Genomic DNA, 20670 nt, shown 5'->3' with positions numbered 1-20670 from the left:
GCAAGCAACGTCAGAGCTACACCAGGAGAGGACGGCGATATTGATCATCGTCCCGAGCGCGTTCGTTCGGCTGGGTCTCCTCGACCGTCTGGCCGTCACCGACTGCGGACATGACACAGGAGAGATGCCCGGACGAATGCGCCGTGCCGCCGTCGGCGCCGCGCTCTCTTGCGCCAGCCTGATCCCGAGCCGCCGATCACCGCTGTTCGATCGGATGAGCCCAAATTTTGAACGATTCAAAGAAAGGCGACACCATCGCTTGGCGATGGCAGCGCGCCGATCAACTCAATGAAATCAAGGTGATGCTGTGCCCTCCCGACTGCGGTGGCGTGGCCGCCTCGTCGATCTTCGACCGATTCCAAACTGACTTCGCGCTAAGCTTTCGCAAAAGCGTTGCTACACGTAGCGGCATTCGATTACTCCCCGCGCTCGACCTGGGGGGTGAGTGATGAAGTTCGTCAACGCTGGCGAGAATGCCGGCAAAAGATCCGTGGTCAACGCGCTGTGGCTGACCAGCGCGCTGATCGCTCCACTGGTATGGCCTTCGGCGCAGGCCGCCGCGCAAGCCTCAAAACCGCAAGCGACCGAGCTGCCCGCCGTCGAAGTCGCCGCGCCCGAGGCGAGCCGGCGTCAGGCCCAGCCCGCACGCGACCGGAGCCGCTCTGCGGCGGGCCGCTCACGCCGCTCCGCGCAGCGCGTCGTACAAGTGCCGCTGCCGGTGCAGGCGCAGCGCATCGTCTTCGAACGCGGCACCGATCCGGTGCCCGGCTTCGTGCCGAGCGTCAGCGCCAGCGGCACCAAGACCGACACCAAGCTGATCGAGACGCCGCAGTCGGTCTCCGTGGTCAGCCGCGACAATCTCGATGCCCGCGGCGTCGACACCATCGCGCAGGCGCTGCAATACACAGCCGGCGTGGCCGTGCAGACCGGCGGCGCCGATCCGCGCTATGATCAGGCCCGTATCCGCGGCTTCGAGACCAACGGCTTCTCCAATTTCCGTGACGGCCTGCGCGACACCGCCAACGGCTCGGCGTATTTCTCGGTGTTCCGCAACGAACCCTACGGCGTGCAGCGCATCGACGTCGTCAAGGGGCCGAGCTCGGTGATGTACGGCCAGAGCCCGCCCGGCGGTCTGATCGACCTGATCAGCAAGCGTCCGACCGACCAGGCGTTCGGCGAGGTGGTCGGTCTGGTCGGCAGTGCCGACCGGCTGCAGGGCGCGTTCGACGTCGGCGGCCCGATCGACAAGGACAAGACCTTGCTCTATCGCCTGACCGGCGTGCTGCGCGATTCCGACGCGCAGGTCGCCAAGTTCTCCGACAAGGTCAAGGACGACCGCGCCTATATCGCGCCGGCGGTGACCTGGCGGCCGACGGGCGACACCACGCTGACGATTCTCAGCGACTTCCAGCACGACGTGTTCGGCAACGCCTTTCCGGTGTCGGTCGGCGTCGTGCGCGGCGGCAAGATCGTCGACGTCAAGGCGCTGCCGCTGTTTCTCGGCGATCCGTCGTACAACACCTTCGACCAAACCCAATATCGGATCGGCTACCAATTCGAACACCGCTTCAGCGACGATCTGATCGTGCGGTCGCGGGCACGCTACGGCCATGTCGACCTGGAATATCGCTACATCACCTTCGCCGGCACCCCGCTCGACACCCAGACCGTATTTCCGCGGGTCTCACGCAAGGTGCTGGAGACCACCGACAGCTTCAACATCGACAACCACGTCATCGCCAAGGCCTCGACCGGCGCGCTGCAGCACACGGTGCTGATCGGCACCGATTATCAGGCGTTCGAACTGAGCGGCGACCAGTTCGGCGGCACCGCACCGTCGCTGAGCCGGATCAACCCGGTATACGGCCAGCAGATCGCGATTCCGACGACGCTGCTGCAGAGCTACAAGCAGAATCTGAACCAGGCCGGCATCTATCTGCAGGACCAGATCAAGCTGCAGAACTGGATCCTGACGCTCGGCGGCCGCTACGATGCCGCCCAGCAGACCACCATCAACCGCCTCAACGGCGTGCCGCAGCCGAACGACGACACCGCGTTCACCAAGCGCGCCGGCCTCACCTACGTGTTCGACAACGGCATTGCGCCCTATGTCAGCTATTCCGAATCGTTCCTGCCGACCGCCGGCATCGATTTCAGCTCCAACGCCTTCAAGCCGACCAAGGGCAAGCAGTACGAAGGCGGCGTCAAGTTCCAGCCGAACCGCGATCTTCTGTTCACCGCGGCGGTGTTCGACCTGACCCAGGACAACGTGCTGACCGCCGACCCGCTGCACCTCAACTACAGCATCCAGACCGGCCAGGTGAAATCGCGCGGTTTCGAACTCGAACTGCTCGCCAAGCCGCTGCCCGGCCTGAACCTGCTGGCGACCTATACGCTGCAGAACCTGAAGAACACCGAAAGCAACAATGGCGACATCGGCAAGGTGCCGGTGCTGATCCCCCGCCATATGGCGTCGGCGTTCGTCGACTACACCCTGCAGAGCGGGCCGCTGGCCGGCTGGGGCTTCGGCGCCGGCTTCCGCTATGTCGGCGAGTCCTACATGGACATCCTCAACACGCTGACCAACGACGCCTACACCGTGTTCGACGCCGGGCTGCATTATCGCCAGCCGAAGGGCATCAATCTGGCGCTCAACGTCAAGAACATCGGCAACGACGACCATGCGCAGTGCACGGTGACCGGCGGCTGCCAGTACATCACCCCGCGGGTGATCACCGCGACCGCGAGCTATCGCTGGTGACCGGGACGCGCGCCCTTCGGATCTGGAGCAAGGTCCACACCTGGACCTCGCTGATCTGCATGGTGTTCATGCTGCTGTTGTGCCTCACCGGCCTGCCGCTGATCTTCCATGAGGAGATCGGCGAACTGACCGACGAGCACTTCGTCCCGCCGAAACTGATGCACGCGGAGCCGGCCGCGCCTGTCGACGACATTGTTCGCGCAGCTCAGGACTCCCGCCCTGGCAGCCATGTGCTGTTCGTCAACTGGCGCGACGAACAGCCGGGCGTGGTCGTGGTCACGCTGTCGCCGACGCCGAAGCCGATGCGCGGCCAGTTCTATCGCCTGGTGATGGATGCCCACACCAAGGCGGTGCTCGGCGAAGAGAAGCCGCAGCGCGGCGTGATGGACATCATCCTGCTGCTGCACAAGAACCTGTTGCTGGACCTGCCCGGCGAACTGTTCCTCGGCGCGATGGGCCTGTTGCTGGTGGCCTCGATCGTCTCCGGCGTCGTGGTCTATGCGCCGTTCATGCGGCGGGTCGAATTCGGCACCGTCCGTCAGCGGTCGCGGCGGCTGAAATGGCTCGACCTGCACAATCTGTTCGGCATTGTCACCACTGTCTGGCTGTTCGTCGTCGGCGCCACCGGTGTGATCAATACGCTGGCGATGCCGATGTACGATTACTGGCGCAGCCAGGAGCTGCCGCCTTTGCTGGCCGCGCATCGCGGCGCGCCGGTTGCGCAGCCGTCGTCGCTCGATCAAGCCATCGCCCGGGTCCGCGCCGCGCTCCCTGACGGCCGGCTGACCTCGATCACGATGCCGACCGCGGAAAACTTCGGCAGCCCGCGGCATCTGGTGGTGTGGATGAAGGGAAACACCGCTCTGACGGCACTGCTGAACACGCCGACGCTGGTCGACGTCGACCAGAGCGTGCCGGTTCTGGTGCCGCAGATGCCGTGGTACCTGCAAACGCTGCAGATGTCGCGGCCGCTGCATTTCGGCGACTATGGCGGCCTGCCGCTGAAGATCGTCTGGGCGCTGCTCGACCTCGTCTGCATCGTCGTGCTGATCACCGGACTTTATCTCTGGGTCGCTAAACAGCGCTTCGGCGGCAGCGTCCGCAGCCGCACCGCGGCGCCATCCGATGCGAGGCCGGCATGACCACGCCCCGCAGAGCCTCGCACACCACCGCGCAGATCTTCGCCGCCCCGCTCGCGATCGGCGTCATCACCGCCCTCGGGCTGACGACAGCGTTGCTCGGCGACGGGCTGTGGGATTGGATCTCCTGGATCGCGCTCGCACTGCCCGTTGCGGTGGCAGTCGTGTATTGGCAGATCGGCCCGAAGCGGGCCGAGCCTCGTTAGAGCCTCAACTCATCCCCGCCCCCAAGCGTCATCGCCCGGCTCGTCCGGGCGACCCAGTATCGCAGAGCGCTGCTGTATTCGTCCCGTGCTCGTCGAACAAGCCGAACGCAACCGCTCTGGAATACTAGATCCCCGCTTTCGCGGGGATGACGGCGCGAAGCGGAGCTGCAGCGGTCAGGTCATAGACGCTGCCGCTCCCTGACAGCCCCGACTACTTCACCAGCTCACACCCGCCTTCCGCGATCGGGCGGAACGCCTTGTCGGCGGCGATGGTCGAAACCAGGCGATAGTAGTCGTAAGGATACTTCGACTCCTCCGGCTTCTTCACCTCGAACAGATACATCGGGTGCACGACGCGTCCGTCCTGCCGGATGGTGACGTCTCCGAACAGCTTGTCCTTGCCGCTGAACTTTTTCATCTGCGGCACGACGTCCTTGGCGTCATCGCTTCCGGTAGCCGCGACGGCGTTGAGATACGCCAGCGTCGAGGCGTAGACGCCGGCCTGGTTACCGCTCGGCATCTTGCCGTTCATGCCGGGCCGCTGCGCGAACCGCTTGGCGAAGGCGCGCGTGTCGTCGTTCATGTCCCAATAGAACGCCTCCATCAGTTGCAGGCCCTGCGCCACCTTCAGGCCCATGCCGTGGATATCGTTGATGAACAATAGGAACGCGACCAGCTTCTGCCCGCTCTGCTGAATGCCGAATTCGGCCGCCTGCTTGACGCTGTTGATGGTGTCGCCGCCGGCATTGGCGAGGCCGATCACGCCCGCCTTCGAAGATTGCGCCTGCAGCAGGAACGAGGCGAAGTCCGACGTGCCGAGCGGATGCTTGGCGGAGCCGAGCACCTTGCCGCCATGTGCCTCGATGTACTTGGCGGCTTCGGCTTCAATGCCCTTGCCGAGCGCATAGTCCACCGTGATGAAGTACCAGTCCTTGCCGCCTCGCTGCATCATCGCCGCGGCGGTGGTGTTGCCGGTCGCCCAGGTGTCGTTGACCCACTGGATGGTGTTGGGCGAGCAGGCCTTGCCGGTGAGATCGGAGCTCGCCGTCGACGACGCCAGGAACGTCATCTTGGTGCCGCGCAGCAGCGTGTTGATCGACAGCCCGACCGCCGAATTCGGCACGTCGACGATCGCGTCGACGCCCTCATTGTCGAGCCAGCGGCGGGCGATGGCGTTGCCGACGTCGGCCTTGTTCTGGTGATCGGCATAGACGATCTCGACCTTAAGGTTCTTGCCGCCGCCAGCGAAATCCTCGGCGGCCATCCGCGCCGCCTCCACCGATCCCATGCCGTTGGTGTCCTGGAAGATGCCGGAAATGTCGTTGAGCACGCCGACGCGCACGATATTGCCGGAAATCTCGGCGTTGGCAGTGCCGCACAACAGGCACGCGGCGGCAAGGCCGAGCAGGCCCTTGGTTGGTGTCATTTGGTTTCTCCCTCGGTGTTTTGATTGTTTGTTGAGTGGGCCGCAGCGGGTCGTTGCCCCCTACGGTAGCGCTGCTCAGACCTGACGATCCGGAATCTGCAAGATCAGGCCGTCGAGATCGGACGACAGCTTGATCTGGCACGACAGCCGGCTGTTCGGCAGCCGCTCGGCGGCCGTGCCGTCGAGCAGATCGTCCTCATCGCCGGCGACTGCAGGCAGCTTCTCGAGTCCGTGCTCGACATAGACGTGACAGGTCGCGCACACGGCATTGCCGCCGCACTCGGCGACGACGCCGTCGAGCCCGAGGCTGAGCGCGGCATACATCGCAGTGTCGCCGACCGCGGCCTCGGTGGTGCGGCGTTCGCCATCGGGAAGAATGAACGTGATACTCGGCATCATGGGACCTCAGGCAGGCGTCAGTTGGATCGGCAGGCTTTCCAGCCCGCGCAGCGTGTTGTTGAAGCGGCGCTTCAAAGGCCCGGCGATCTCGATCGCCGCAACCTTCCGAGCCAGCGCGGCGAGCACCACCTCGCCCTCCAGCCGGGCGACAAGCTGACCGACGCACATGTGCACGCCCGAACCGAAGCCGACATGGCCCGAGGTTTTGCGGGTGATGTCGTAGCGGTCCGGATCGTCCCAGCGCCGCGGATCGCGGTTGGCGGAGCCGAGGAACATCAGCACCTTCTCGCCCTCCCCGATCGTGGTTCCGGCGAGTTCGACCTCGCGCGTGGTGGTGCGGAAGAAGGTCTGCACCGGGCTCTCGAACCGCACCGCTTCCTCGAAGGCGTTGCGGGCCAGCGACGGATCGGCGCGCAGCCGCGCGAACTCGTCGGGAAAACGCGCCAGGCAGTACACCGCCGCAGCAATGCCGTTGACGGTCGTGTCGAGGCCCGCCGAGAGCAGCGACCGCACCAGCAGCGGGGCCTCCTCGGGCGTGATCTCGCCGGTGTCGCTGAAGGCGTGGATACAGGCGCCGAAACCGCCGGGCGCGAGGTTCGGCCGCTGGCACTGCTCGGCCACGTAGGCTTGATGCGGCGCCGAGCGTTCGATCGCGTTCTGCCGCAGTTCGTTCGGCGGCCCGAACGCGTTGAACACAAGACCCGCATAAGGCAGCAGATTCTCGCGCCCCTCCTGCTTCAAGCCCATCGCATCGGGAAACACCGACAGCGGATAGGCTTCGGCAAGATCGGCGATCGCATCGACGCTGCCGCCGCGCGCCAGCAGCTCATCGATCTTGGCGTCCGCCGCCGCCGCGAAGCCGTCGCGCAGCCGCTTCATCGTCGCCGGCGACAGCACCTTGCTGAGCACCGCGCGGGTGCGGGTATGCGCCGGCGGGTCGGCCTCGAGGATCAGGCTCGGCGGCCGCCACGGCTTTTCCTTCTTGAAATCGCTCAAGCCCACGCCGCGGCTGGAGCAGAAGGTGAGCGGATCGTTGAGCACCGCATAGACCTCGGCGTAGCGGGCGACGCCATAGACGTTCCACTTGTCGAGATAGACCACCGGGCCCGCCTCGCGCAGCGTCCCCTGCTCCAGATAGGGATCGGCGAAGTAGTCCAGCGCGAATGGATCGATGCCTAGATGCGGAATACCCGCGCCGTGCTGGGACGGCGTGATAACCGGCACCGATGAGGGAGCCGTGGTCATGTTGTCCTCCTCAATCGCCACTTGTGAAATGCCGTGGCATGTCCTTATGTCGGCGCATGCATTCGCTGCCGACATCCCTATGACTGGTGCTTCCCGTCCGCCAAAATCCCGGCGATCTGCCGCGGCCGCGCCGAGGCCGGAAGGCCTCACGCTCGATCTGGAGCGCTACGTTCCGGCGTTCATCACCTTCATCGCCAACAAGCTGTCGAACAGTGCCACGGCGTTCTATCAGGGCAATTTCGGCGTCAACGTCACGGAATGGCGGATCATGTCGCTGCTGGCGATCGAGCCGGGCATTTCGGCGGCGCGGATCTGTCAGGTGATCGGCTTCAACAAGGGACCAGTCAGCCGCACGCTGTCCGACATGCAGTCGCGCGGGCTGATCACCATCCGCGTCGATCCGAACGACGCCCGCACGCATTCGATCTCGCTTACCGGCAAAGGTCGCGCCACCCATGACAAGGTGATCGTCGCTGCGCTGGAGCGCGAACGGAAGCTGATGTCGTGCCTGAGTGCGGACGAGCAGGAAATACTGATCGATCTGTTGCGCCGGCTGCACAACAATCTCGGCGCGGTCACCGGCGAAACCACCTGAACCGCCGCGCGGCGCTCCACGCCGTGCATCCTGCTTGCGCATGATCGCGGACACGTCTCCGCGACAGCCGGCCGCTGTGCTGCCGAGCATGGCTCCTCCCCGAACCGGCGACTGGGTCGCTCTTGTTCAGAACCATTCTCACATATCAGTTGCCTTGGCAACGAATAAGTTGACACGTGTTTCGGCACGCGCGACGGACTCGTTCGCAAGCGCGAACAAGCTCCGTGCCTCACCGATGAGTCAGAAATGAAGTTTGGTGTCGGTTCGGGATCGGCCGAACCGACATTGATCCGCTACGCCTGGCGCCAGAACAGCCCGATCGTCAGCGCGATGCCGAGGGCGACGACGCCGATCCGCAGCCAGGTCTCGTTGACCCGGCGAAGCACCCAGACGCCGAGCAAGTAACCGACCGTCGACGACACCGCGAGCACCAGTGCCTCCAGCCATCTCACCTCGGGCGAGAACGCGAACATCGCCACCGCGGAGGCGTTCATCGCCGCCGCCAGCGCATTCTTGGTGGCGCCGGCGTTGCGCGCGGCCATGCCGGCGATCGACAGTGCCGCCATCATCAGAAAGCCGATGCCACCGCCGAAATAGCCGCCGTAGATCGAGATCAGAAATTGAATTCCGATCAGCACCGGCGCGCCGACGTGCCTCGCCTGCGCGCTCGGCTTGCGGCCGAAGCTGCCCCAGGCGAACATCGCCGTGGCGAACAGCACCAGCCACGGGATCATCTTGGCGAACACGGTCGGCGGCGTGATCAGCAGCAGCAGCGCGCCGGCCGCGCCACCAGCAAGGCTGGTGAGCACCAGCGCCCGGAAGCTGACCTCGCCGACACCACGCACCATGCCGCGGCCGGCGTAGCCCGATGCGAGTTGCCCCGGAAACAGCGCGACCGTGGAGGTGATGTTCGCGGCCAGCGGCGACATCCCGGCGAACAACAGCGCCGGCAGTGTCACGAACGAGCCGCCACCGGCGAGCGTGTTCTGAACGCCGGCCCACAGGCCGGCGACGGCAATGATGATCAGCGCGGTCATGCAAGTCCTTCAAAAGACGGCGGCGGGCGCCGCCGGCGGCAAGATAAGCGAAGCTACCTCGGCCGCTGTTTAAGCTTGGCGCGCTTCGGTAACAGCGCCGGCCACGACACGATGTGATCTTCCAGTTCCTCGACCGGGATTTCGGTCTCGGTCCGCTCCACCCGTCCCCGCACCGACACCCCGGCCTCGTGCACGGTGTTCGGATCTCCGGAGATCAGCGGATGCCACCAATACAGGTCGCGCCCCTCGGCTACGAGCTTGTAGGCGCAGCTCGGCGGCAGCCAGGTCAGCTCGCGGACCTCTTTCGGGGTGAGCCGCACGCAGTCCGGCACCCGGTCCGACCGGTTCGGATAGTCCCGGCAGGCGCAGGCGCCCGCATCGAGCAGCCGGCAGCCGACCTCGGTGAAATAGATCCGCCCGGTGTCTTCGTCCTCGAGCTTTTCCAGGCAGCAGCGCGCACAGCCGTCGCACAGGCTCTCCCATTCGGTCGGGGAGAGCTGTTCCAACGTCTTGGTCTTCCAGAAGAAACCGTCTTGCGCGGACGGCTTCTTGGGGCGCGCGGTCATGCCTTGGATGCTGCTTTGCGGTGGTGAGGCCGCCGTTCTAGGGGGAGTTTGCCCGGCGGCGCAAGCGCTTAGCCGGCATGGCAGCCCCGGAATCGCACGAACCGCCGTCAATCCGACGAAGAATCCCCTGCACCGCCATTGGTTTATCGGGCATGCTCGGCTACAAGGAATCAGTTTCCGAACCCTGTCGCCTCGCCTTGCGATCGCCGCAACATTGCGCAAGACGAACAGCGCCTGTGCGGCGTGCTGATGTGATTGGTCGAACCCGGTGTCGAAGATTCTGCCAGACAATTGGAAGCAGCGGGTCCGGAATTGGTTTCTGGATCTGGACGCCCGGCTCGACTCGACGCTGTTCTCCTCGGCGGTGGGTATCCGCGAGCTGTGGGAGCGGTTCTCGACCTATATGGACCGCTTCTATGTCGGCGGCTGGAAGCGCTGGGTGTTCATCGAGCCGCTGTCGGAGTCGGCCTCGATCGGTCTGCTCGGGCTGGTGGCGCTGTTGGCGCTGGCCCAGCCGGCGTTTCACGAGACGGCCGACGAGGACTGGCTGAAGAAGTCCGATCTCGCCGTCACTTTCCTCGATCGTTACGGCAATCCGATCGGCAGTCGCGGCATCAAGCACAACGACGCGATCCCGCTCGAGGACTTCCCGGACAATTTGATCAAGGCCACCCTCGCGACCGAGGACCGGCGGTTCTACGATCATTTCGGCATCGACGTTGCCGGCACGATGCGCGCGCTGGTGACCAATGCCCAGGCCGGCGGGGTGCGTCAGGGCGGCTCGTCGATCAGCCAGCAGCTCGCCAAGAACCTGTTCCTGTCCAACGAGCGCACGCTCGAACGCAAGATCAACGAAGCGTTCCTGGCGATCTGGCTGGAAACCCGGCTCACCAAGAACGAGATCCTGAAGCTGTATCTCGATCGGGCCTACATGGGCGGCGGCACCTTCGGCGCCGACGGAGCGGCGCATTTCTACTTCAACAAGTCGGTGCGCGACGTGAACCTCGCCGAGGCCGCGATGCTTGCCGGCCTGTTCAAGGCGCCGACCAAATACGCCCCGCACATCAACCTGCCGGCGGCGCGCGCCCGCGCCAACCAGGTGCTCGACAACATGGTGGACGCCGGCTTCATGACTGAGGGTCAGGTGTTCGGCGCCCGCCGCAATCCGGCCTCAGTGGTCGACCGCCGCGACGAGAATTCGCCGAACTACTATCTCGACTGGGCGTTCGACGAAGTCCGCAAAATCGTCGACACCTTCCCGAAGTCCTACACCGAACGCGTGTTCGTGGTCCGCACCGCAATCGACATGAATGTGCAGCGCGCCGCCGAGGGGGCGATCGAGAACCAGCTTCGCCAGTTCGGCCGCGATTATCACGCGACGCAAGCGGCGACCGTGGTGTCGGATCTCGACGGCGGCGTCCGCGCCATGGTCGGCGGCCGCGATTACGGCTCAAGCCAGTTCAATCGCGCGGTCGACGCCTATCGCCAGCCCGGTTCGTCGTTCAAGCCTTACGTCTACACCGCGGCGCTGCTCAACGGCTTCAAGCCGAACTCGATTGTGGTCGACGGCCCGGTTTGCCTCGGCAATTGGTGTCCGCAGAACTACGGCCACTCCTATTCCGGCTCGGTGACGCTGACCCAGGCGATCACCCGCTCGATCAACGTCGTGCCGGTGAAGCTGTCGATCGCGATCGGCGGCAATCCGAAGAACCAATGGGACTCGGCCAAGAAAGGCCGCGCGAAGATCGTCGAGGTGGCGCGCCGGTTCGGCATCAAGGCGCCGCTGCTCGACACGCCGTCGCTGCCGATCGGCTCGACCGAAGTCACCGTGGTCGAACACGCCGTAGCCTATGCCACCTTTCCCAACAAGGGCATGGCGGTGACGCCGCATGCGGTGTTGGAAGTCCGCACCGGCGCCGGCGATCTGGTGTGGCGCTGGGACCGCGACGGCCCGCAGCCCAATCGCGCGATTCCGGCCAATATCGCCGCCGACATGGCGGGCATGATGAGTCATGTCGTCACCGAGGGCACCGCCCGCCGCGCCCGCCTCGACGGCATTCCGGCCGCCGGCAAGACCGGAACCACCAACGCGTATCGCGACGCCTGGTTCGTCGGCTATACCGGCAACTTCAGTTGCGCAGTGTGGTACGGCAACGACGACTATTCGCCGACCAACCGGATGACCGGTGGCTCGCTGCCGGCGCAGACTTGGCACGACATCATGGTCGCGGCGCATCAGGGCGTCGAGGTCAAGGAACTCGCCGGCGTCGGCATGGGCGAGAAACTGCCGGCCGGGCCCGGCGCCAGAGCCCCCGGCGGGGAGACCGCCGACCTCAAATCGGCGCCGCCGGTACTCACCCGGCGTGGCGCGGAGGTGCTGGTTCGGGTCGAAAAGATGCTGGACGAAGCCACCCGCGCACTCGATGCGGCGCCCGCCGCGACGCCTGGCCAGGCGATCGGCCGCAAGGTCTCGTCCGGCGCCGCCGCGTTCCCCGACAGTCTGGCCGCGGCGTCGGGCGCCGCACCGATCCCGGCGGCGCAGAAGAACTGAGCGCGACGATGCAATCTGCGACGACATCGAGGATGGCTGCGACGTGCGCCTGATCGTCCTCACCCTTCTGGCCCTGCTGATCGCCGCCGGCGTCGGCATCGGCGCGACCTGGACCACTGCCACCATCGGCACCGACTTCGGCACGCTGTCGATCGGCGCCTGGACCGCGCGCCCCCGCGTCGGCACCGCCGAAGTCGATCCCTACGCCCGCGCCGCGATCGTGCGCAGCGGCGCGCTGCCAGTCGGCGCCGGTGACGGCATCTCGTTCCTCGCCACCGCCGATGACGACAAGCGCCCGCTCGACGGCCGCTGCGACGTCGAAGTCAGCGGCGTGACGCCGGCGGCGCGGTTCTGGACGCTGACGCTGTACGATCCGCGCGGCAATCTGGTCGCCAATACGCTGGAGCGCTACGGCTTCACCAGCCAGGAGATCATCCGCGACGCCGAGGGTAAGTTCAGCATCCGGATCGCCGCGCGGGCCCGCGCCGGCAACTGGCTGCCGACCGGCGGCGTCGACCGCTACTGGCTGATGCTGCGGCTGTACGATACGCCGGTCGGCATCGCCACCCGGACTCAACGCGACGCGCCGATGCCGGCGGTCACTACCGTCGGCTGCCCATGATCCGCTTCGCCATCGCCATCATCGCCGGTCTGGTTCTCGGCGGCATCGTGCATCTCGTCACCATCCTGGTGCTGCCGCGGATCGCCGGCCAGGACGCCTATGCCCGGCTGGCCCCGCTGACCCAGGTCAACGAGGTGACGCAACTGGCAGACATCACGCCGGACAGTGCGCCGCTGCCGCTGCTCGATCCGGCGTTCGCGATGGCGGTGTGCCGCTACGATCTGTCGAAGGGCCCGATCAAGCTGGCGGTGCCGGTGAGCCAAGCCTACACCGCGGTGTCGTTCTACACCCGCAATCAGGTCGCGTATTACGCGATCAACGATCGCTCCGCCGGCCGCAAGGTGATCGAGCTCGATCTGATGACGGCCGAGCAGCACGCCGAACTGCCCGAAGACGAAGACGTCACCTCGGCGGACCGGCTGATCATCGATTCCCCGAGCGTGACCGGGCTGATCGTGATGAAGGCGCTGGCCTCGGAACCGGGCCTGATGCCGCAGGCCCGCGCCGCGCTCAAAGCCGCGACCTGCAAGTCGCAAACGGACGCCGCGGCGAAATCGAGCTGACACGCCCCGGGAAAGTCGCGACGGCTCTACCCCTTCCGTACCACCGCGCCACTTTGCGGCGCGGCCGGCTTGGCGACCAGGCCGAGATTGGCGGCCTGCACTTCGAGTTCGGCGATCAGGCGGTCGGCGTCGGCGGCGATGCCGTCCGGCGCCATGATCACCAGCCGCTCCAGCGCCCAGCGATACGACGATGCGCGGCGGCGCAGGCACTGCTGCACCCACTGTACGATCAGCGCATTCTCCTCCATCCGCGCCACCGCGTCCTCGCGCTCGCGCGGCGACAGGTCGGCGACGTATTTCAGGCTGGCATTGCGCTTCTGGTCGAGTTCGAGCACCCGCGCTGCGGTGAACTGGAACGGCTCGAACCGGGTCAGATCATTGCGCACGTCTTCGATCAGTTGCGCATAGCGCGAGGAATGCGAGCGGTGCGGCTCGTCGATCAGCAGCTTGCCGTAAGCGCTGCGGTCGAACGGCGGCTGCTGTCGCCACGGCGCGGCGATCGGCTGATAATCGCCGAACACGCTCTTCCAGGCGGGGCGAGCATGCGGTGGCTCGATCAGCGGATAGGCCATGTCGCGCATGTTGCGCTCTTGGTCGGTGAGCTGGAACGCCGACGCCTTCAGGCCGATGCTGCCGGTCGCCTCCGCGCCGATCCAGCGATGCATGTCGTCGGTGACGAAGTCGCGACGGGTGCGCCCGAAGTCGCCGCCGGCGCAGCCGCCGAGCAGGAGCGTGGCCAGAACGGAAAACAGCAGTCTCGCCCGGGCGGCCCCGCCCCGGATCAGGACCGGATGGCCGACCGCGGACATGGACAACGGACCCGGCGTCAGGAGCGGGCGCGGCGGCGACGGCGCCGGCCGGGCGCGGCGCCCTGTTTAGGGCCGCCGTCACTGCCGGCTTCGACATGGCGTTCGATGCGGATCACGGGCAGGATCGTCACGGTGGCGGAATGATCGGCCGACGCGGCCAAGGGCGGCCCCGGCCGCCGCGACGCCGCATCCGCCGGAAATTCAATGATGGTGCCCATACCGGTCTCTCCGCGTCCTTTCCCCGACCCGATCACCGCGCCGCATTAAGGAGCCGTTATGGTTAATGCACTGTTAATGGCGGAGAGACCGTGGTTGCAACCGCGACGGGAGCGATGATAGCGTTGTGGCCGGGGGACGGGGAACACGACGTCGACGTGAGGCTTTTGACCTCCATGCGCGAGATTCCGCCGCTCGATCTGCGTCCCTCCCACCTGCCCGCCCTCGGCGCCCAGCCGATCGCGATCACGGCCGCTGCGTTGCTGCTGATCATCGCCGGGATCGGCACGATCTTCTTGTGGCGAATCGCGACCGGCACCAACCCCGAACAGGAGCGCGTCGCCAGCGGCCGCCAGGTGCAGGCCCGCGTCGCGCAGACCTCTGAGCAGATCATGGAGCGGACAAAGGGACTGGAGCTGACGCAGCAGCAATCGATCGACCAATTGCAGTCTTTGCAGGATCAGCTCGCACAGATCGAGAGGCTGGTCGCCGAGCAGCGGAACGAAACCAGGAAGCTGTCCGAGCAGGTCGGCGAAATCGGTGCCCGTCTCGACAGTCTGCGCCAGTCGTTCGCGCAGGCTCAGCCGACCGAGACCGCCGAGCGGTCCGCGGTACGAAGTAAGCCGGCCGCCCGCACCGCCCGTGGCAAGGCGAAGAGATCACGCGCAACTCACTCGCAACGGAACTCGACGAAACCGCGTCGATAACTCGAATTGCACACCGCCGCTTAACCAATTTGCGACCAAGTTCGTCGGGCAAGCGGCGTGTAGGTGTAGGAGTTGACGATGCGTAAATTTGCGGTGCTGGCGGCCGGCTGTAGCACGCTGGCGGTTCTGGTCGGGCTCGGTGCCGGCCGCGCCTGGTTCACCCTACCCTCAGCTACCACCGACACTGCCCGCGCTCCTGCTGTTACTGAAGAGATCACGACCGGTGCGATCGCGGCACGCTGGCCGACTCCGGGCGGCGCGCCCCCGAGTGCCACCCCGGCGCCGAGCATTCAGCCGGCGCGCGCCACGGTCGATCCCGCGATCAACGCCAAGCCCGCAGCGCTGCCGGCCCCCGCTGCCGCACCGGTGCGTCAGACCTGCAGCAATCCGAATGCGCTCGGCATCTCCCGCACGGTCGAGATCGATACCTCGGGCGGTCCGGGGCTCGGCATGTCGCAATATCGCGATTACGACTTCCTGCAGCCCGGCGAAGTGGCGCTGACCTTCGACGACGGTCCGTGGCCGGTCAACACCCCGGCGGTGCTGGCAGCACTCGCGGCGCATTGCGTCAAGGCGGTGTTCTTCCCGGTCGGCAAGCACGCAAGCTGGCATCCGGCGATCCTCAAGCAAGTAATCGCCGCAGGCCACACCGTGGGGTCGCACACCTGGTCGCACGTCAATCTCGCCAGCAAGCCGTTCGCCGAGGCCAGAAGCGAAATCGAGAAGGGCATCAGCGGGGTGGCACAGGCGGCCGGCCAGCCGACCGCGCCGTTCTTCCGATTCCCGCAACTGCGGCAGACGCCGGAGCTGAAGACGTATCTCGGCGAGCGAAGCGTCGCGACCTTCTCGATCGACGTGGATTCCGAGGACTTCCGGATTCACAAGCCGGATCAGCTCGTCGCCGGCGTGATGGCGAAGTTGAAGAAGGCCGGCAAGGGTATCCTGCTGATGCACGACTTCCAGAAGTCGACCGCGCAGGCGATGCCCGAACTGCTCGCCCAGCTCAAGGCCGGCGGCTACCGGATCGTGTTCATCACCGCCAAGGACAAAGTCACGACCCTGCCGGAATACGACGCCCAGGTCGCGCCGGCGCAGCCGACCGCGAGCGCCGCCAAGCCGATCGCCAACGTGATCCGCACCGTCGATTAGCAACGGCTGATAACCGAAATCGTGAATTCTCCGGACGGGCGCACCAGGCGCCCGTCTTTGCGTCTCCTGGCTGCTTAACAAACCGTTGAGCTTAACGTGCTGTTAAAGCGACCGGGCTAACCTGCCGGTAACTCGTACCATTTTGCGCCGCCATGACCACGTTCACTCCCTTTCCTGGATACGATGGGCTGATGTCGTTGTCGCGCCGCGAAGGCGTCGACATACGCCCGACGCTACTCAGGGTGCTGACCGATCTGTATGTGCAAAGTCCGTCGCACACTGACGAGGAAGAGCGGCAGTTCGTCGAACTGACCTCGCGGTTGATCGACGAGGTCGACGATGCGACCCGTGCGGTGGTGCGCGCCCGGCTGTCGATCTATCCTCACACCCCGCGCGCGATCGCGCTGCGGCTGTCGCTGTCGCCCGCGCGCGATCAGCGCGTACCGCTGGCAGCCCCCATCCCGCCAGCCGAGACCGGCTCCTCGGCCCGGCCGTCGCCGCGCGTGCCGACCGAGGCCGAACAGCGCGCCGCCAGCCTGTCGATGCAGCCGGAAGACGCCGCGCAATTGTCCGAGATGTTCTTTTCCGCGACCGGCCCCGAACGCGCGCAGATCCTGCACAATCTCGCCGAGACGCCGCTGCGCCCGGCGGCACGAATTCATCCGCCGCGAGCGATGCGCGCCGCCGAAGTGCTGCACATGGCAGCCTATGTGTCCGACGTCGAGAACTTCAGCGCCGAGCTCGGCGACGCGCTGCTGCTCACCGCCGCGACCGCCGAGCGCGTCGTTTGCGATGAGGGGGGCGAAGCGCTCGCCTGCGCTCTGAAGGCGCTCGGCATCAAGAGCCAAGTGTTCGAGCAGGTGCTGATGTTTCTCGACCCTGCCAAGGGCTCGTCGGTCGAGTGGGTGTACCGGCTGTCGCGGCTGTACGATCGCCTGAGCGAACGCGCCGCGCTGATCATGCTGGCGGCATGGCGCGGCGCCACCGTCGCCTCCACCCGCGCCAAATATCGCGCAGCGCTCTACGACGACGAACGGCAACGCGCCCGCAGCGCCACGCCGCAGGCGCGCCCAGCCGTACAACCCGGCGCGACCGCAGCGCCGCGGATCGGCACGACACGCGGTTAGGCACTTCCTTTCTCGATGAAGTCATGCGTGCGCTTCCGGAGGCTCACCACAGGCACAACCTGATGGTGAGGCGGCGCAAAGCGCCGTCTCGAACCACGCGCCGCGGGGCTCTGCGCTTCCTCATCTTTCGAGACGCCCGGCTTCGTCGGGATCCTTTGAGGATCAGGACTCATATATCAGTCCCTTGAGGACGGCCGGATTCGCCTCAATGAGGCGATCAACCGCTCCAGCTTACTTTGCCAGATCGAGAAAATGCCGCCCCGCGCGGTCTTCGGTTTCGACGATCCAGATGTCGGGATCGAACCGGATTTCCTTGGCGAGACGTGCATCGACGTCGGCTTCAGGCTGCGGCGTCGGCGACATCGGCACGAACACCCGATCGAATGGCCGCTCGTCCTCGTAAGCGGTCTGCGGCGCCGGCACGTACAACATCGCCAGGCCGTTCGAGGTCACGACCTTGACGAACACCGCCCCGGCGTCCTCGGCCCCGCGCCTACTCACTGCGCCGAACACGCCCTCGGTCTGGCAGCGTCGCAAGTAGGCCGACACCCAAATCGCACTCTTCAGTCTCATAGGGCGGCTTGTAGAGGATTCTGGGGGCTGAGCAAATCGCAGCCAGGATGCGAGAACAGAGTGATCGCTGGTTGGCCACCGTCTGGAGCGACAGCGGTCTCTTTCGAGTAAAAAGCGGTTTTCAAACGAAAAGCCGCCGCCCCTAATCGATCGGATGCCCGATCATCAGCCCGAGCTCGCGCACGACGCGATCGGAGATCTGACCGGTGACCGGCAGATTGCGGGAGCGTTCGAAGCGGGCGATGGCGGCCTGGGTGTCGGAGCCTGCGGTGCCAGTCGGCTTGAGCTGGCCGTAACCGTATTGGGTCAGGGCGCGCTGCACCGAGGCGATCCGGCGCGACGAGGTGATCATGTCTCCGACCGGGTCGCGGCCCGAGTTGGGAATCGCGGCCGGCGGGCGCGGGGCACCGGCGGACGAGGCGGCGCTGTGCGGGGCGGTGGCTCGCACCAGATTGCCGAGCGGATCCTCCGCCTCGGCGGCACGGCCACGCACCGGGCGCGGCTCCGGCCGACGCGTCTCGGCCGCTTTGGTTTCGACCGGGCGCAGCTCGACCGGCTTCGGCTCCGCATGCCTGGCTTCGACCGGCCTGGAGTCCACCGCCCGGGATTCGGACGGCTTCACCTCGGTCACGGTCGGTTCGAGCAGCTTCGGGTCGAGCGCCTTGGTATCCGCAGCGCGCGGCTCGGCGTCGAGCGGTCGCGGTCGCGGCAGCGTCACGATCGAAATCGAAGTGGACGGCGCGGCGCTCCCGAACATCGGCGACGGATGCTGGCCGGCCTGCATGAAGATCGCATTGGTAACGATCGCCACGACCGCGGCCGAGGCGAACATCGCCGCGACGAAGTCCTTCGGACTAGACAGCATCAGCCGCATCGCAAATCCACGCTCCTCACTCTCCGCAGCGGCTGCCGCCGCACCGCGACGCCGCGGTGCATCGTCCTTTCTCGTCTTAGGCACTCTTCTTCACCTGGTAGTCCGGCGCCGGCGAGTCCGCCGGCATCGCCGGGTTCAACGTCGTGACGTTGCTCGCTGTCGGCAACGCCAGCGGTAGCGACACCGTGACGGTGGTGCCGCAATCGATCTGGCTGCGTACGTCGATCTCGCCGCCGTGCATCCGCACCAGGCTCTTGACGATCGACAGCCCGAGGCCGGTCCCCTCGTGGCGGCGCTGATAAGTCTTGCCGGCCTGGAAGAACGGATCGCCCAGCCGCTTCAGGTCCTCTTCCGCGATACCTACGCCGGTGTCGGTGACGCAAAGCACCAGCCGCGTGCTCTCGACTGCGGCCGACACCGTCACGGTGCCGCCGCGCTCGGTGAACTTGACTGCGTTGGAGACCAGATTGAGCAGAATCTGCTTGAACGCGCGCGGATCGCCGACGACGTCGGGCAGATTCTCCGGCGCGCGGGTGACGAGATCGATGCCGCTGTCGCGCGCCTTCAGCGCCAGCAGATTGCAGCAGTTGAGCAGTGCCGGGCGCGGTGCGAACGGCTCCGGGACGATCTCGAAATTGCCGGACTCCATCTTCGACATGTCGAGAATGCCGTTGACCACCGACAACAGATGCTGACCGGAATCGTTGATGAGCTGAGCGTATTCCTTGCGCCGCTCGGCACCGAGCCGCAGTTCGTCCTCTTGCACGATCATGTCGGAGAAACCGATGATCGCATTCAGCGGCGTGCGCAGCTCGTGGCTCATGGTCGCGAGGAACCGGCTCTTGGCATCGTCGGCGCGGTCGGCTTCTGCACGAGCTTCGTCCAGCGCCTGTTCGTGCAGCTTGCGTTCGGTGATGTCGCGCATCACCGCGACGACCTCGGTCTCGCCTGTGGGCGCCGTGGCGGCGCCGGGTTCGAGCGGCCGGCAGCGCATCTCGACCCAGACGAATTCGGCGGCCGACGGCCGGCCGCGCTCATCGCGAACCACTTCGCGGCGGATGCGGAATTCGACGCTGCCGGTCTCGCGACCGCGGGCGGCATCCGAGATCGCCTTCAGATACGCTGGACGGTCGGCAACATGGACGCGATCGAACAGCCCGTGCTCGGCGAGCTGCACCATCGGAACCCCAATCAGGTTCTCCGCAGCCGGCGAAATGAAACGCACCGCACCGTTGCGATTGTGGCGCGAGATGACGTCGCTCATGTTGCGGGCGAGCAGCCGATAGCGCTCTTCCTCGACGTTCAGCAACGCGCCGTTGGTGCGCGCCAGCCACGCCGCCCCATAGGCGAGGACCGAGGCGTAAAGCGCCGCAGAGCCGATCCCGAATGCAGCCAACGTCGTATTCGAGGTTTCGGCGGCTTCGGGCTGCGGCAGCAAGCCGAATCCGCCGAGCGCGATCAGCAGCAGCGCGCCGCCGAGCGCCAGCGACACCGCGAAGGTGACGACGCGGCGCGACGCCGAGAGCGCCGCTTCGATCGGAATCACTACCAGCCAGACGGCGGCGAAGGATTGAATGCCGCCAGTCAGAGCCGCGACCCCGATCACCAGCACCGTCAGCGCCAGCGACGACAGGAAATGCGCGTGCTCGTAGCGCCCGGTGCGCGACAGGAACCAAGCCACCAGAATCGGTGCGATCAGCCAGGCCAGCGCCGCCGCTTCGATTGCGGTCGGCGCGCCGCGCAACACCAGATACAATGGGAACGCCGCGAATGCGGCAAGGCTTCCGAGCAGGCGCGGCGCGATGAAGGCACGATGGCGCGCGCTCGTCAGCGCGTCGAGACGCGCGGACGGATGCAGCAACGCATCGAGACACTCACCGATGATTTTGGATACTGCCACGCTGCTCGCGCTCGCTGGTCGCCTCGTAACGGGAAGCATTTCCGCGCCCCGCATGTGGTTGGCCGAACCTGTCAGAGCGACCTTAAACGAACACTAAGGCGATCGCAGACTGCCGCTCGCCATCGCGTCCAGGTGTCTCTGAACACCGCATTCGAACCGCATGGTGAACGCATGGTTTCAAAGCGCGCAGCGGTATGGTTTCGAA

21 protein-coding genes are annotated in these 20670 nt (G+C 66.1%); 11 read left to right on the top strand and 10 right to left on the bottom strand.

Translation table 11 applies throughout. From position 1 onward, the window contains the following. Positions 1 to 227: 227 nt before the first annotated feature. The 4 genes from FLL57_RS05280 to FLL57_RS05265 are packed head-to-tail and all read left to right on the top strand — an operon-like array spanning position 228 to position 4106. Complete coding sequence (locus tag FLL57_RS05280) at positions 228 to 449, top strand: hypothetical protein (RefSeq protein ID WP_142882316.1); 222 nt, start codon at positions 228 to 230, stop codon at positions 447 to 449. Beyond that, the gene (locus FLL57_RS05275; protein ID WP_142882315.1) at positions 449 to 2761 is read left to right on the top strand and encodes a TonB-dependent siderophore receptor; all 2313 of its coding nucleotides are present in this window, start codon (positions 449 to 451) and stop codon (positions 2759 to 2761) included. The genes FLL57_RS05280 and FLL57_RS05275 overlap by 1 nt, the downstream gene beginning before the upstream one ends. Further along, positions 2758 to 3903 (top strand): PepSY-associated TM helix domain-containing protein, encoded by a 1146-nt coding sequence (locus tag FLL57_RS05270; protein ID WP_142882314.1) that lies wholly within the window; start codon positions 2758 to 2760, stop codon positions 3901 to 3903. The genes FLL57_RS05275 and FLL57_RS05270 overlap by 4 nt, the downstream gene beginning before the upstream one ends. Beyond that, positions 3900 to 4106, top strand: coding sequence for a hypothetical protein (locus FLL57_RS05265; RefSeq protein WP_012495410.1), 207 nt, complete (start codon positions 3900 to 3902; stop codon positions 4104 to 4106). Before FLL57_RS05270 ends, FLL57_RS05265 begins: the two co-directional genes overlap by 4 nt. 211 nt (positions 4107 to 4317) lie before the next feature. On the opposite strand, the gene FLL57_RS05260 is transcribed toward FLL57_RS05265, so the two are convergent. The 3 genes from FLL57_RS05260 to FLL57_RS05250 form a co-directional block, all read right to left on the bottom strand. Then, the gene (locus FLL57_RS05260; RefSeq protein WP_142882313.1) at positions 4318 to 5532 is read right to left on the bottom strand and encodes an ABC transporter substrate-binding protein; all 1215 of its coding nucleotides are present in this window, start codon (positions 5530 to 5532) and stop codon (positions 4318 to 4320) included. Positions 5533 to 5607: 75 nt separating this feature from the next. Beyond that, positions 5608 to 5928: a 2Fe-2S iron-sulfur cluster-binding protein gene (locus tag FLL57_RS05255; RefSeq protein WP_142882312.1), complete on the bottom strand. Its 321-nt coding sequence runs from the start codon at positions 5926 to 5928 to the stop codon at positions 5608 to 5610. 9 nt (positions 5929 to 5937) lie between these two features. Continuing rightward, positions 5938 to 7176, bottom strand: a complete 1239-nt coding sequence (locus FLL57_RS05250) for a cytochrome P450 (RefSeq protein ID WP_142882311.1) — start codon at positions 7174 to 7176, stop codon at positions 5938 to 5940. A gap of 79 nt (positions 7177 to 7255) precedes the next feature. Here FLL57_RS05250 and FLL57_RS05245 point away from each other — a divergent pair, with 79 nt between their 5' ends. Then, a complete protein-coding gene (locus tag FLL57_RS05245) occupies positions 7256 to 7771 on the top strand; it encodes a MarR family winged helix-turn-helix transcriptional regulator (protein ID WP_142882310.1) in 516 nt (171 codons plus the stop codon). Positions 7772 to 8064: 293 nt separating this feature from the next. Here FLL57_RS05245 and FLL57_RS05240 read toward each other — a convergent pair whose 3' ends face one another. Together FLL57_RS05240 and FLL57_RS05235 are read right to left on the bottom strand one after the other, a co-directional pair. Next, on the bottom strand, positions 8065 to 8808 hold the full coding sequence (locus FLL57_RS05240; RefSeq protein WP_142882309.1) for a sulfite exporter TauE/SafE family protein: 744 nt from the start codon (positions 8806 to 8808) through the stop codon (positions 8065 to 8067). Positions 8809 to 8861: 53 nt separating this feature from the next. After that, positions 8862 to 9374 (bottom strand): YcgN family cysteine cluster protein, encoded by a 513-nt coding sequence (locus FLL57_RS05235; protein WP_119018422.1) that lies wholly within the window; start codon positions 9372 to 9374, stop codon positions 8862 to 8864. Between the two features lie 268 nt (positions 9375 to 9642). On the opposite strand from FLL57_RS05235, the gene FLL57_RS05230 reads away from it, so the two are divergent. From FLL57_RS05230 to FLL57_RS05220, 3 genes are read left to right on the top strand one after another with little or no spacing between them, the layout of a single operon-like run. Further along, on the top strand, positions 9643 to 11925 hold the full coding sequence (locus FLL57_RS05230) for a transglycosylase domain-containing protein (protein WP_142882308.1): 2283 nt from the start codon (positions 9643 to 9645) through the stop codon (positions 11923 to 11925). Between the two features lie 43 nt (positions 11926 to 11968). Then, the gene (locus tag FLL57_RS05225; protein ID WP_142882307.1) at positions 11969 to 12547 is read left to right on the top strand and encodes a DUF1214 domain-containing protein; all 579 of its coding nucleotides are present in this window, start codon (positions 11969 to 11971) and stop codon (positions 12545 to 12547) included. After that, complete coding sequence (locus FLL57_RS05220; protein ID WP_013503338.1) at positions 12544 to 13110, top strand: DUF1254 domain-containing protein; 567 nt, start codon at positions 12544 to 12546, stop codon at positions 13108 to 13110. The genes FLL57_RS05225 and FLL57_RS05220 overlap by 4 nt, the downstream gene beginning before the upstream one ends. 26 nt (positions 13111 to 13136) lie before the next feature. Here FLL57_RS05220 and FLL57_RS05215 read toward each other — a convergent pair whose 3' ends face one another. Then, a complete protein-coding gene (locus FLL57_RS05215; RefSeq protein ID WP_013503339.1) occupies positions 13137 to 13919 on the bottom strand; it encodes a hypothetical protein in 783 nt (260 codons plus the stop codon). A 17-nt stretch (positions 13920 to 13936) separates the two neighbouring features. Then, positions 13937 to 14137, bottom strand: coding sequence for a hypothetical protein (locus tag FLL57_RS05210; RefSeq protein ID WP_013503340.1), 201 nt, complete (start codon positions 14135 to 14137; stop codon positions 13937 to 13939). 174 nt (positions 14138 to 14311) lie between these two features. On the opposite strand from FLL57_RS05210, the gene FLL57_RS05205 reads away from it, so the two are divergent. From FLL57_RS05205 to FLL57_RS05195, 3 genes are all read left to right on the top strand, one after another. After that, on the top strand, positions 14312 to 14842 hold the full coding sequence (locus tag FLL57_RS05205) for a hypothetical protein (protein ID WP_041807426.1): 531 nt from the start codon (positions 14312 to 14314) through the stop codon (positions 14840 to 14842). 78 nt (positions 14843 to 14920) lie between these two features. Continuing rightward, on the top strand, positions 14921 to 15991 hold the full coding sequence (locus FLL57_RS05200; protein ID WP_013503342.1) for a polysaccharide deacetylase family protein: 1071 nt from the start codon (positions 14921 to 14923) through the stop codon (positions 15989 to 15991). A gap of 152 nt (positions 15992 to 16143) precedes the next feature. Next, complete coding sequence (locus FLL57_RS05195) at positions 16144 to 17118, top strand: DUF2336 domain-containing protein (RefSeq protein WP_013503343.1); 975 nt, start codon at positions 16144 to 16146, stop codon at positions 17116 to 17118. Between the two features lie 231 nt (positions 17119 to 17349). On the opposite strand, the gene FLL57_RS05190 is transcribed toward FLL57_RS05195, so the two are convergent. The 3 genes from FLL57_RS05190 to FLL57_RS05180 all read right to left on the bottom strand — a co-directional run bounded on the left by FLL57_RS05190 (position 17350) and on the right by FLL57_RS05180 (position 20465). Continuing rightward, on the bottom strand, positions 17350 to 17691 hold the full coding sequence (locus FLL57_RS05190; protein WP_013503344.1) for a DUF1491 family protein: 342 nt from the start codon (positions 17689 to 17691) through the stop codon (positions 17350 to 17352). A gap of 142 nt (positions 17692 to 17833) precedes the next feature. Continuing rightward, on the bottom strand, positions 17834 to 18649 hold the full coding sequence (locus FLL57_RS05185; protein ID WP_041807428.1) for a peptidoglycan-binding domain-containing protein: 816 nt from the start codon (positions 18647 to 18649) through the stop codon (positions 17834 to 17836). After that, a complete protein-coding gene (locus FLL57_RS05180; RefSeq protein ID WP_013503346.1) occupies positions 18642 to 20465 on the bottom strand; it encodes an ATP-binding protein in 1824 nt (607 codons plus the stop codon). The genes FLL57_RS05185 and FLL57_RS05180 overlap by 8 nt, the downstream gene beginning before the upstream one ends. Between the last annotated feature and the right edge of the window lie 205 nt (positions 20466 to 20670).

Origin of the sequence: Rhodopseudomonas palustris (genome assembly GCF_007005445.1) — a bacterium.
Lineage (GTDB): Bacteria > Pseudomonadota > Alphaproteobacteria > Rhizobiales > Xanthobacteraceae > Rhodopseudomonas > Rhodopseudomonas palustris_G.
Note: the sequence above shows the minus strand (reverse complement) of the source record. Positions and strands in the feature narration are given on the sequence as shown.

What these genes read in the sequence shown, in the direction of transcription:
- FLL57_RS05275 (WP_142882315.1), top strand. Translation starts at nt 449, where the DNA reads ATGAAGTTCGTCAACGCTGGCGAGAATGCCGGCAAAAGATCCGTGGTC.
- FLL57_RS05265 (WP_012495410.1), top strand. Translation starts at nt 3,900, where the DNA reads ATGACCACGCCCCGCAGAGCCTCGCACACCACCGCGCAGATCTTCGCC.
- FLL57_RS05260 (WP_142882313.1), bottom strand. Translation starts at nt 5,532, where the DNA reads ATGACACCAACCAAGGGCCTGCTCGGCCTTGCCGCCGCGTGCCTGTTG.
- FLL57_RS05255 (WP_142882312.1), bottom strand. Translation starts at nt 5,928, where the DNA reads ATGCCGAGTATCACGTTCATTCTTCCCGATGGCGAACGCCGCACCACC.
- FLL57_RS05250 (WP_142882311.1), bottom strand. Translation starts at nt 7,176, where the DNA reads ATGACCACGGCTCCCTCATCGGTGCCGGTTATCACGCCGTCCCAGCAC.
- FLL57_RS05245 (WP_142882310.1), top strand. Translation starts at nt 7,256, where the DNA reads ATGACTGGTGCTTCCCGTCCGCCAAAATCCCGGCGATCTGCCGCGGCC.
- FLL57_RS05240 (WP_142882309.1), bottom strand. Translation starts at nt 8,808, where the DNA reads ATGACCGCGCTGATCATCATTGCCGTCGCCGGCCTGTGGGCCGGCGTT.
- FLL57_RS05235 (WP_119018422.1), bottom strand. Translation starts at nt 9,374, where the DNA reads ATGACCGCGCGCCCCAAGAAGCCGTCCGCGCAAGACGGTTTCTTCTGG.
- FLL57_RS05220 (WP_013503338.1), top strand. Translation starts at nt 12,544, where the DNA reads ATGATCCGCTTCGCCATCGCCATCATCGCCGGTCTGGTTCTCGGCGGC.
- FLL57_RS05215 (WP_013503339.1), bottom strand. Translation starts at nt 13,919, where the DNA reads ATGTCCGCGGTCGGCCATCCGGTCCTGATCCGGGGCGGGGCCGCCCGG.
- FLL57_RS05210 (WP_013503340.1), bottom strand. Translation starts at nt 14,137, where the DNA reads ATGGGCACCATCATTGAATTTCCGGCGGATGCGGCGTCGCGGCGGCCG.
- FLL57_RS05205 (WP_041807426.1), top strand. Translation starts at nt 14,312, where the DNA reads ATGCGCGAGATTCCGCCGCTCGATCTGCGTCCCTCCCACCTGCCCGCC.
- FLL57_RS05200 (WP_013503342.1), top strand. Translation starts at nt 14,921, where the DNA reads ATGCGTAAATTTGCGGTGCTGGCGGCCGGCTGTAGCACGCTGGCGGTT.
- FLL57_RS05195 (WP_013503343.1), top strand. Translation starts at nt 16,144, where the DNA reads ATGACCACGTTCACTCCCTTTCCTGGATACGATGGGCTGATGTCGTTG.
- FLL57_RS05190 (WP_013503344.1), bottom strand. Translation starts at nt 17,691, where the DNA reads ATGAGACTGAAGAGTGCGATTTGGGTGTCGGCCTACTTGCGACGCTGC.